At 50.6% G+C, this 520-nt stretch carries 1 rRNA gene; it reads left to right on the top strand.

Going from position 1 to position 520, the window contains the following annotated elements:
* Positions 1-100: 100 nt before the first annotated feature.
* Positions 101-520 (top strand): 23S ribosomal RNA (locus HGP28_RS19075); the annotation flags it as partial.

Consider the following 520-nt stretch of genomic DNA (forward strand, 5'->3'; position numbering starts at 1 on the left):
AAAATCTGGATCAAGCTGAAAATTGAAACGACACACAGTCAATGTGTGTTCGAGTCTCTCAAATTTTCGCAATCAGAAGTGAAACATCTTCGGGTTGTGAGGTTAAGCGACTAAGCGTACACGGTGGATGCCCTGGCAGTCAGAGGCGATGAAGGACGTGCTAATCTGCGAAAAGCGTCGGTAAGGTGATATGAACCGTTACAGCCGGCGATGTCCGAATGGGGAAACCCAGTGCAATTCGTTGCACTATCGTTAACTGAATACATAGGTTAACGAGGCGAACCGGGGGAACTGAAACATCTAAGTACCCCGAGGAAAAGAAATCAACCGAGATTCCCCCAGTAGCGGCGAGCGAACGGGGAGCAGCCCAGAGTCTGAATCAGCTTGTGTGTTAGTGGAACGGTCTGGAAAGTCCGACGGTACAGGGTGATAGTCCCGTACACCAAAATGCACAGGCTGTGAACTCGAAGAGTAGGGCGGGACACGTGGTATCCTGTCTGAATATGGGGGGACCATCCTC

This window comes from Vibrio agarilyticus, assembly GCF_012641465.1.
Taxonomy (GTDB): Bacteria; Pseudomonadota; Gammaproteobacteria; order Enterobacterales; family Vibrionaceae; genus Vibrio; species Vibrio agarilyticus.